This is a genomic window from Clostridium sp. 1001270J_160509_D11, from assembly GCF_015667935.1.
GTDB lineage: Bacteria > Bacillota > Clostridia > Peptostreptococcales > Peptostreptococcaceae > Intestinibacter.
On record NZ_JADPET010000102.1, the window covers coordinates 1 to 10,599 of the forward strand.

Annotated in this window: 8 protein-coding genes; 6 read left to right on the forward strand and 2 right to left on the reverse strand. The window is 26.4% G+C overall.

Going from position 1 to position 10,599, the window contains the following annotated elements:
- Positions 1-131 precede the first annotated feature (131 nt).
- The 4 genes from I4U58_RS09715 (at position 132) to I4U58_RS09730 (ending at position 4,170) form a co-directional block, all read left to right on the forward strand.
- Entirely contained in the window at positions 132-956 is an 825-nt protein-coding gene (locus I4U58_RS09715) for a pyridoxamine kinase (RefSeq protein ID WP_195931105.1), read from the forward strand.
- 129 nt (positions 957-1,085) lie between these two features.
- Positions 1,086-1,406 (forward strand): YlbF family regulator, encoded by a 321-nt coding sequence (locus I4U58_RS09720; RefSeq protein WP_195931106.1) that lies wholly within the window; start codon positions 1,086-1,088, stop codon positions 1,404-1,406.
- 241 nt (positions 1,407-1,647) lie between these two features.
- Positions 1,648-2,994, forward strand: a complete 1,347-nt coding sequence (locus tag I4U58_RS09725; RefSeq protein WP_195931107.1) for an aminotransferase class III-fold pyridoxal phosphate-dependent enzyme — start codon at positions 1,648-1,650, stop codon at positions 2,992-2,994.
- 66 nt (positions 2,995-3,060) lie between these two features.
- Complete coding sequence (locus I4U58_RS09730; protein WP_195931108.1) at positions 3,061-4,170, forward strand: aminotransferase class I/II-fold pyridoxal phosphate-dependent enzyme; 1,110 nt, start codon at positions 3,061-3,063, stop codon at positions 4,168-4,170.
- Positions 4,171-4,203: 33 nt separating this feature from the next.
- Here I4U58_RS09730 and I4U58_RS09735 read toward each other — a convergent pair whose 3' ends face one another.
- Positions 4,204-6,579 carry an ABC transporter ATP-binding protein/permease gene (locus I4U58_RS09735; protein WP_195931109.1) on the reverse strand — a complete coding sequence of 792 codons (2,376 nt, stop codon included), beginning with the start codon at positions 6,577-6,579 and terminating at the stop codon, positions 4,204-4,206.
- A 218-nt stretch (positions 6,580-6,797) separates the two neighbouring features.
- On the opposite strand from I4U58_RS09735, the gene I4U58_RS09740 reads away from it, so the two are divergent.
- Together I4U58_RS09740 and I4U58_RS09745 are read left to right on the forward strand one after the other, a co-directional pair.
- On the forward strand, positions 6,798-7,472 hold the full coding sequence (locus I4U58_RS09740) for a response regulator transcription factor (protein WP_195931110.1): 675 nt from the start codon (positions 6,798-6,800) through the stop codon (positions 7,470-7,472).
- On the forward strand, positions 7,469-8,767 hold the full coding sequence (locus tag I4U58_RS09745; RefSeq protein WP_195931111.1) for a HAMP domain-containing sensor histidine kinase: 1,299 nt from the start codon (positions 7,469-7,471) through the stop codon (positions 8,765-8,767). The genes I4U58_RS09740 and I4U58_RS09745 overlap by 4 nt, the downstream gene beginning before the upstream one ends.
- Before the next feature lie 123 nt (positions 8,768-8,890).
- On the opposite strand, the gene I4U58_RS09750 is transcribed toward I4U58_RS09745, so the two are convergent.
- Positions 8,891-10,096 (reverse strand): hypothetical protein, encoded by a 1,206-nt coding sequence (locus I4U58_RS09750; protein WP_195931112.1) that lies wholly within the window; start codon positions 10,094-10,096, stop codon positions 8,891-8,893.
- Between the last annotated feature and the right edge of the window lie 503 nt (positions 10,097-10,599).

The following is a 10,599-nucleotide window of genomic DNA, read 5'->3' on the forward strand; positions in this document are numbered from 1 at the left end:
CTATATATATCAATTTTTTAATTGTACTCATACAAATTTGCTTTTATATATTTTATAAATAATTATTTTCACATCAAGTCATTTAATAGTAAAATATACCTATGCAATCTTTAATTTACGGAGGAAAATATATGATTAAAAAGGTAGCTGCAATAAATGATATGTCTGGAATTGGAAAGTGCTCTCTTAGCGTTGCTCTTCCAATATTATCAGCTTTAAAAACTCAATGCTGTCCTTATCCAACAGCAATATTATCTAGCCAAACTGGATATCCAAAATTCACATATTTAGATTTTACATCTCATATGAAAGAATACGGCGAAACATGGAAAAAACTAAATGTAGGCTTTGATACTATATATAGTGGCTTCTTAGGTTCTATAGATCAAATAGACATTGTTTCTGATTTTATAAATCAAAACAAAAATGCCTATGTAATTGTCGACCCTGTTATGGGCGATGGTGGAAATTATTATCAAACTTTTAATGATGAAATTTGTAATAAGATAAAAGATTTAGTAAAAGTATCTGATTTAGTAACACCTAATTTAACAGAAGCATGTCTTTTGACTAATAATAAATATCACACAAATTATACATTAGAAGATACATTAAAATTAGCAAAGGAAATAGCTAATTTAGGTCCCAAAAAAGTAATAATAACAGGTATATTAATAGATGATAATATTATAAATTTAGGATACGATAAAGAAAGTGATGAATCATTTTCATATTCATTAAAATATAATAATAAATCATATAGCGGTACTGGCGATATCTTCACTTCTATAATTTCAGGTCTTATAACTAATGGATATGATTTTAAAGAGTCTATAAAAATAGCTTCAGATTTTATATTTAAATGTATTTCATATACAGGCAAATACGATACTGACCCTAATGATGGCGTATTTTTTGAAATCTTTTTAAATGATTTAACATCATTAAATAATTAGATATTGAGTTCTACATCCTCCCTTATTTTTATATAAATATATTATAGATTTTATGGCATAATCAATGTAAATTAATAATAATTTACTACTTGCCTTTTATTCATAATATAAAAAAGGGAGGATTTTTATATGAATATAAATCAAAAAGCTCAAGAATTAGCCAAATTAATAAAAACTACAGATGAGTTTAAAACTATGAATAGATATAAGAGAGAAATTGAAAAAAATAAAAATATTAAACGACAATTAGATAGTTACTTAAATAAAAAAGATAAAATTTATACTAAACACAAAATAGACGAAGCCAATCGAAAAGTTTCTCAACTTGATAGAGAATATTCAAAAGTTTTTCAAAATCCACTAGTAGAAAATTACTTTAAAAGTACACAAAATTTCAACTTACTTATGCAAAGTATATATAAATCAATTGAAGAAGAACTTCTAAGATAATATTTATCACATTTAAGTTTAAATTTTATTATTATTAAATTCCCCTCTACTATGTTGCTTTTATATTGTTTAAGACTTATTATTTAAATATATACTCCCTAAAAAAGCTCTATTAATATTGCTTTTTTAGGGATATTTATACAAACTCTTTTAATAAAAATTTTATCATTTTAAAACCTGCATTTATAAGTAGATTGACTATATAAAACTATAGCTTTATTTAAAAATAAGGGGGATTAATATGAGTTCATTACAAACAAATAAAAAAAGACTTTCTTCTAGCAAAGAAATTTGTAAAAGAGAGTCCGAAGTTTTGGCAAAAACACAAAAACTGCCATATTGTCCAATAGCGTTTGAATCTGGAAAAGGCGCTCTTTTATACGATTATGAGGGAAATGAATATATAGATTTATTGTCTAGTGCATCTTCAGCTAATATTGGACATGGTAATTGTGAAATTGCCCAAGCAGTCAAAGATCAAATGTCTAAACTAGCTCAATTTTCTACAGTTTACTTTTCCTGTAGAGAGCCTGTTGAATATGCAGAAAAATTAATACAGTTATACCCTGGGGATAATAATAAAAAAGTATTATTTTCGACTACAGGCTCAGAATCAATAGATGCCGCAATAAAATTATCAAAGGCCTATACGGGTCGAAATAAAATAATTTCTTTTAATGGTGCTTATCATGGGAGTACTTTTGGTGCTTTATCAATATCTGCAATAAGTTTAAATATGAGAAGAAAAATTGGCTCCATCTTGCCAGATATTTATCACTTTAATTATCCAATTTGTATTAAATGTCCATATGAAAAAAATGAATCATCATGTACTTTAGAATGTCTAAAAGAAATAGAAAATGCATTTAATTTATATCTTCCACCTGAAGATGTAGCCGCAGTATTTTTTGAGCCAATAGCTGGAGACTCTGGTATAATTGTACCGCCTAAAAAATATGTACAAGCTTTATTTTCACTATGTCAAAAATACAATATATTATTTGTCGTTGATGAAATTCAACAAGCTTGGGGTCGAAGTGGCAAATTCTTTTCAATTGAGCACTTTGATATAGAGCCTGATTTAATAGTTATGGGTAAAGCATCTGGTGGAGGTCTTCCAATGGGTATAGTTATGGGTAAAACTCCAATTATGGATAGCTTAGATGCACCAGCCCATGTATTTACTATGTCCGGCAATTCAACCGTATGTGTTGCCGCTTTAAAAATGCTAGAAATTTTTGAGAGAGAAAATCTAGTAGAAAAGTCTAGAATTAAAGGAGATTATTTTAAAAATAAGCTTCTAAGCTTAAAATCTAAGTACAGTATAATAAAAGACGTCCGCGGAATGGGTCTTTCAATAGGAGTTGATTTAGACAACAAAACATCTACTACTAAAGTAATCTATTACTGCCAACAACATGGTTTAGTTTTAATTTCTATAGGGCAATGCACATTGAGAATCCAGCCTCCTCTTGTAATAACTTATGAACAAATAGACAAAGCAATATATATAATTGAACAATCTATAAAATCTTTACTAAATAATGAAATACCTGATAGTGCTTTATCTGTAATAAACGGATGGTAATAATATAGTATTTAAATAAAAACTATTAGACTTGACTAATTTTTATTTTAAACAGGGGGTAAACTTATGAAATATAGAATAAAAAACTCTATTTTATCTCAAATAAAAGAAAGTTATGCAACTGGCGATAAAAATATTTTAAACGATATAGAAATAGATTGTTCTGAAGGAATTAACTTAGTTTCATTTTCTAAGATAGCAATAGAAGCTTTTAATTCTATCGATTATACTATAATACAAGACTATCCTCATTCAACATGCCTTCAAGAATCTATAATAAAGTTTTGGAATAAATACACTAATACAAAACTAGATTATAACAATATTACGCTATATGACGGTTCTATAGGTGCATTATTTTTAATAAATAAATTGTTTATAGAAAATGGCGATAAAGTTCTAGGACTTTCACCACAATTTCCAGAATACGGCGCAGATGTATTTATGTGTGGTGGTATTTTCAATACTTATAAGTTAAACCCTAAAAATAATTACAAATTTATTGTAGATGAGTTTTTAGATTTAATAAACGACGATTTAAAATTAATTTATATAGACAACCCAAACAATCCCACAGGACAGATAATAAACTTAGATGATATAAAAAAGATTGTAGATTTGGCTTATACAAAAAATATAGTTGTATTGATAGATGAAGCTTATGGAGATTATATGAATCCTAAAAATTCAGCTATAAATTTAATTTATAAATACGAGAACTTAGTCGTTTCAAAAACATTTTCTAAAGCTTATGGTTTAGCTGGGCTTAGAGGTGGTTATTCTATTCAAAATAAAAACTTAACTAATATAATGAATAACGTCCATACACCTTATGAAATGGGTTCTATAACTAGATATATTTCATCAAAAGTTATATTTGACTATGAATTTTTGCTTAAAATGCAAAATTCCAATAAAAAAATAAAAGAAAAACTCATAAAAAATTATAAAAATCTAAGTATATCAGAAACAGGACAAACAACTTCTATAATGCTTGTGACTCACAAAAATAAAGATATCGATTTACAAAAGGAATTTTCAAAGTTAAAAATAAGTGTAATCTCTTGTAGCTCATTTAACTCACTTAACAAAAATTCTATTAGATTTAGACTTCCTTCTTCTATATATTTAAATATATTAATAGAAGCGTTTAGTATTATAGATGATATAGATTAAAAAACGACTGTAAACTAATTACAGCCGTTTTATTTATACTTTCTTTAAAAATTCAACAGGATCTTTTCTAGATGCTATTTTCGCAGGAATAAAACCTCCAATAAGAGTTATTAATATACTTATTACGATTAAAATCAACGTATTTTCTATTTTTAATACTGCTATGTTTGGTAAATCTATAATTCTCTCTAATATAAAATTCATAGGCATTATAAATACATACGCCATAAATACGCCAAAAACTCCAGATAATAATCCTATTATGATATTTTCTATATTAAATAATCTTATAATATCTCTTTTTTTACTTCCTAATACTCTCAATATGCTAACTTCTCTTTTTCGCTCAAGAGTTGATGCATAAGTCAGTACAAATATAGTTATTAGAGATATTAAAAATACTAAACTTCCAAAAACTATCAAGACTATTGTTATTGCCCTCATAATACTTGTAGATAATTTATTTATAGGAGTTGAAGTATCTTTATATAATACTTTTTCATCTTTAGGTTTATCTTTGTTGTAATTATCTAAATACTCTATTATATCACTCTTACCTTCAAAGTCTTTTGGATAAATAGTTATTGATGAAGGTAAAAACGATGCTCCAAGCGAACTCAACATTTGATTTTTTGTTACGGATTGATTTATATTATTTAATATATTTACTCCAGATATTTTAGTAACTACGCCTTCATTAACGTTGCTATTTTTGAATTTTTGACCAGTTATAACATTGTAATCTGAATTTTCTTGTGCTTTTACTATATCTGATTTTATACAGTTTTCAATATAGTAATTGCAAAGCTCATTGCTATAAGATATTCCTTGTGGCAAATCATATAAGTTGTTGCTTTTCTTTGCTCTAAGTATCCCAGTTATGCTTATAGTTATAGCTTTTTTTGAATTATATAATTCGTCTAAATTCTCTTCACTGCTATCTATATAAAAATAATTATTGTTTTTCTTATAAAATTCATTATTTAAAATAATTTTATATTCTTTACCGATTAATTCATCAAATTCTATTTTTTTATTATTGTTATAATTTACACCAAGGGCATTTAAAATCTCAGTATCTAATCGATTATATTCATCTACAACTAGTACAACTTCATTTTGATTTGTCGGATAATATCCATACAATAAATCATAATTTTGTTCTAGATATGTTCCATCTCCATAATCTTTTGGATAAGATGATAAATTAATACATGAGGTATCTAAAATCGATATCTTTCCATCCTCATCTTTTTTTAGTATATTCATATTAACTTGGCTTTCATAAGATATCGCAGAGAATAAACTCTTGTCCATATTTTTTATATATTGTATATATTTTTGAGTTATTTGATTTTTATGTTTTGAGTCATCTTCGTCTGAATCATATGGATAAATTACGTTTTCATCTTTATGTGATTTTAAATCGTCTATATTCTCTGTATCTTGTTTATCTGAGTCTGTTTTATAAATATAAGAATTATTATATACTTTATCTATAACTATAGGATAGTTTGCCAACGAATCATTTTCATAATTATTTATCTTTTCATTAAAACCTTCAATTAGTGCTACTATTAATGCAATCCCCATAATACCTATACTTGAAATTAATATATAAAAGAATGTTCTGAGTTTTTTATTTGAAATATCTCTTATTGCCAACCTAATTCCTGTAGAGATTTTTAACTTTGTTTTATTTAGCTTAATTGGCTTTTGATGCAATTCATCTTTTAAAGGGTTTGTATCTTCTATTACTTCTCCGTCTCTAACAGTAATTATTCTATTTGCATACTTTTGTGATATGTGAGGGTTTTGTGTTACCATAATAACTAATTTATCTTTAAAAACATCTTTTATTAAATCCATTATCTCCATGCTACATCTACTATCTAAGTTTCCAGTAGGCTCATCTGCAAGGATTATTTTAGGGTCATTTACAAGTGCTCTAGCTATTGCAACCCTTTGCATCTCGTCTTTAGAAAGATACTCTGATGTCTTTTTCATATAGTCCTTAATTCCTACTTTATTTAATGCTTCTATAGATTTTTCTTGGATTTCTTGTTTAGATAAATCGCTTAATGATACTGCCATCTTTACATTTTCTAATATACTCAGGTGAGGTATGAGGTTGTAATTTTTAAATATAAAACCTACTGTAGTATTTCTATATGAATCCCAATTAGAATCTGTAAATTCTTTTGTAGGTTTCCCATTTATAATTAGATCCCCTTTATCAAAATGTTCTAATCCTCCAATTATATTTAGAAGTGTTGTTTTTCCTGAGCCACTAGCTCCTAGTATTGTTACAAATTCACTTTCTCTAAACTTTAAATTTATTCCATCTAAAGCAATCTGTCTGCTTCCTCCTGTTATGTAACTTTTATAAATATTTTTTAGTTGTAACATAATGCCTCCTAAATATATATACTTCAACAATCTTAGACATAATACTATTTTAATATATTTTGTTAATTATTATAAGAGTATTATGTTAATAATATATGAATTATTAATCTTTTATTAAATTTTACATTAAGTTCATATTTCTTATTTATAATTTTATAGTATAATTTAGTTAATATAAATTTATACTTGATATATAAAAAATTTTTGAGGTGCTTTAAATGTTTAATATATTAGTGATTGAAGATAACAAAAATATGAGAAAACTTATTTGTGCTACTCTAAAACAAAATGGATACTCAACTTTTGAAGCTGAAGATGGCGAAGTTGGTCTTGATGTATTAGATAGTACACATATTGATTTAATAATATGCGATATAATGATGCCTAATATGGATGGGTACGAATTTACAGAGACGCTGAGGGAAGCTCATTGTGAAATTCCTATAATAATAGTAACGGCTAAAGAAGAATTAGAAGATAAGAAAAAAGGATTTTCTATAGGTGCTGATGATTATATGGTAAAACCTATAGACTTTGAAGAGCTTATTTTACGAATAGGCGCTATACTTAGACGTTCAAAAATTGTAAATGATCATAAAATAACTGTTGGAAGTACAATCCTAGATTATAATTCCTTATCAGTTACTTATAATGGCGAATGTAATACTTTACCGAAAAAAGAATTTTATCTTTTATTTAAATTAGTTTCATCTCCAGATACTATATTCACTCGTAGACAACTATTAGATGAAATTTGGGGAATGGAAAGTATGGCAGATGAAAGAACTGTAGATGTACATATTAAAAGAATTAGAGAACGCTACAGAGATTCTAAAGATTTTGAAATAATTACTGTCAGAGGACTTGGATATAAAGCGGTGATACATTCATGATAAGAAACTTACAGACCAGACTTATCTTATTTATAATTTTTATAGCAACATTTGCTGGCTGTTTTTCATTTTTACTGTCTTTTTTCTTTTATGGCAGCAGTTTAGAAAACAATATAAAACAAAATCAAACAAAAATAGCAGAAAATATTTTGTTGTTACACCAAGAAACAGATTTTCCACTTGAGAAAATAATTTCTATTGATTTTAGCAATGAATACGAATTAAAAGTAGTTAATGATATTTCAAATTATAAAAATATAACTAAAGACAATGATATAATATATTCTGAAAAACCATTACTACATTCAGTCACAACAATTGTAAAAATCGAAGATAAGTATGTAGTTATATCTACTACTCCAAAGAATAATTTATTTTTCTATACAATGATAAATAGTGTATTATCAATTTCTTCTACTTTATTATTTATGTCAATTATAATTACCGTATTAAGTAAGAAAATTTTAATGCCTATCAGAAATTTAAATTATGCAACTGGTGAAGTTTCTAAAGGTAATTTTAAAATACAACTTCCTATTCCAAATGATTTTGAAATGGGGTCATTAACTGCGAAATTTAACTCTATGGTTAGAGAATTAAATAGTATAGAAACACTTAGAAATGATTTTATAAACAACGTATCTCATGAAATTAAAACTCCAATATCAACTATACAGGGGTTTTCTAATTTATTAAAAGACGATACTCTTTCAAAAGAAGATAAAAATGAATATCTAGATATCATTATCAGTGAGACATCTAGAATATCTAATTTAACTAGCAATATATTAAAACTTACTAAACTTGAAACACAGGGAATAATTACAGATAAAACATCATTTTATCTTGATGAGCAACTGAGACATTCTATACTTATTTTACAGAGAGACTTATCAGAAAAAAACATAGATTTAGATATAGATTTAGATAAAGTTCAGATTTATAGCAATGAAGAATTACTACAACAAGTTTGGTTAAATCTTCTTTCAAATGCTATAAAATTTACTAAAGAAAATGGGAAGATTTCTATACAACTTATGGATACTGAAGATACTGCTACAGTAAAAATCACAGATAATGGTATAGGAATGAAACCTGAAAGCTTAAATCATATATTTGATAAATTCTATCAAGAAGATAGATCACATTCAAGTAATGGTAATGGTTTAGGACTTCCTCTTGTAAAACGTATCGTCGATTTATGCAGCGGTACAATAAGAGTCAAAAGTTTATTAGGCGAAGGTTCATCCTTTACAGTTGAATTGCCTAAAAATAATATTAAAATAGAGGGTTAGTATAACCCAAATACACTTTTAATTACTTAAGGGAGGATAAAATCCTCCCCTTTTTCATTATATCTAAAATAATAATCTAATTTTAAACTAGATATTTATAATCTCGATATATTTTATAGTTTTTTATTTACCCATTGATTGAATCATCTTTTGGATATACATATAGTAATTGTTCCACATATCATTCATATTGTCTAAATCGTCTGATGTTGTTATATATGGAGTGTCCATTGTCATATATTGATTTGACATATTTCCCATATATTGCATTGGAGTCATATCATACATTGGATTTACATAGCTATATTGATATCCACAGTCATTCATACAACCACAAGTATTTTGATATCCACAATCTTGTTGTTCTGGAGCTACCTGTATTATTTCATCATTGTTGTCTTGGCATCCATAGTTGCTATAATCATATACAGAGTATTCACATGTGTCTTTTTGAGTTTGGCATCCACAGCTATTAGATTCTACTTGAGGTTGATAATTACAGCTATTCATTTGTTGTTTGCTTCCTGTATTGCATCCACATGAATTTTTAGTTTGTTCAGGATTTACACAACTATTCATGCAGTTATTTAATTTAGTGTTACATTTATTTATTAGGTCTTCACATTTTTTAGATTTACTTTCCATTTCTTTTATTTTTTCTTCAGCATTTTTGTAACATTCTAAAGTTTTTTGTTCATATTTTAGAGTTTGGTTGTATAAATATTTTGCTTGCGCGTTGTAGTTTTCAGCTTTTTCATAAGCACATTTTGCATTTTGACAATTTTCTGCTGCTTCTTGTTCTAAATCTTTTGCTTCTTTATAAAGACATTTAGCTTTACAACATAATTCTTCTGCTTTATTTAATAATTCTTGAGCTGTACAATTTGCATTTTTTGCTCCTTTATCTGCATCTTTTGCATTTTGCATTAAGTTGCATGATTTTTGAGATAAATTCTTTGCATTTTGTTCTAGTGCTTTTGCATCTTTAAGTGCGCACATAGCTTTATCTTCATATTTTACAGCTTTATTGAATAATTCTTCTGCTCTTTGTGCTAAGTCTGCACATTTATCTTCACATTTGATTTCACATTCTTCACATGGACAAGTATATTCTTTTATTTTTGGTTTACATTTAGTTGGTTTACAGCTATCTATTGCATTTACTGATTTATCAGGAATACAGCTTTTTGGAGTGTATTCAGTTGTTGGTTTAGTACAATTATATTTATCTTCGTATGCATCTTCCTTTTTTGGGCAATAATTCATATTTTTGCTGCTGCAAACATTCCCCTGATTATTGCACCCACAAGATTTCTTTTTCTTTCTCATGATAAGTCATTCCCCTTTTTGATAGAAAATTTACAAAAAGCCTTAATTTAAATTAATTTAAATTTTATAGACTTTCAAAACATATATATATTTTTATTTATTATATTTGTTTATTATAATTATATGTAAAGTTAAAAAACTGGTTACAAGAGGAATAAAAGTCTGTTTTAAAAAATCTATGCTGAAAATCCGAGATAAAAATAATAAATTATAAATATTATAAATGTCATAATTAATATTTTTTCTAAATAAACTAAAATAATATCCTTATAATCAATAAATCTCATATATACTCTAATAAAAATTATATTTGTTGTAAGTGATATTCCCTGGCAAATAATAATTATTGCAATCGTCAATCTAGATATAAATGTAATCCCATTATTTAATACTTCAATAGAATAAATTTGATTAAAAAATCCTAATACAATTAAAAGCTTCACTAGAAATAAAAGTTACAGAAAACTTATTTAGTGCAGGACAATTTAATGGTACATCAGGAT

Excerpts from the sequence above, each read along its gene's own strand:
- I4U58_RS09715 (WP_195931105.1), top strand. The coding sequence starts at position 132 with ATGATTAAAAAGGTAGCTGCAATAAATGATATGTCTGGAATTGGAAAG.
- I4U58_RS09720 (WP_195931106.1), top strand. The coding sequence starts at position 1,086 with ATGAATATAAATCAAAAAGCTCAAGAATTAGCCAAATTAATAAAAACT.
- I4U58_RS09725 (WP_195931107.1), top strand. The coding sequence starts at position 1,648 with ATGAGTTCATTACAAACAAATAAAAAAAGACTTTCTTCTAGCAAAGAA.
- I4U58_RS09730 (WP_195931108.1), top strand. The coding sequence starts at position 3,061 with ATGAAATATAGAATAAAAAACTCTATTTTATCTCAAATAAAAGAAAGT.
- I4U58_RS09735 (WP_195931109.1), bottom strand. The coding sequence starts at position 6,579 with ATGTTACAACTAAAAAATATTTATAAAAGTTACATAACAGGAGGAAGC.
- I4U58_RS09740 (WP_195931110.1), top strand. The coding sequence starts at position 6,798 with ATGTTTAATATATTAGTGATTGAAGATAACAAAAATATGAGAAAACTT.
- I4U58_RS09745 (WP_195931111.1), top strand. The coding sequence starts at position 7,469 with ATGATAAGAAACTTACAGACCAGACTTATCTTATTTATAATTTTTATA.
- I4U58_RS09750 (WP_195931112.1), bottom strand. The coding sequence starts at position 10,096 with ATGAGAAAGAAAAAGAAATCTTGTGGGTGCAATAATCAGGGGAATGTT.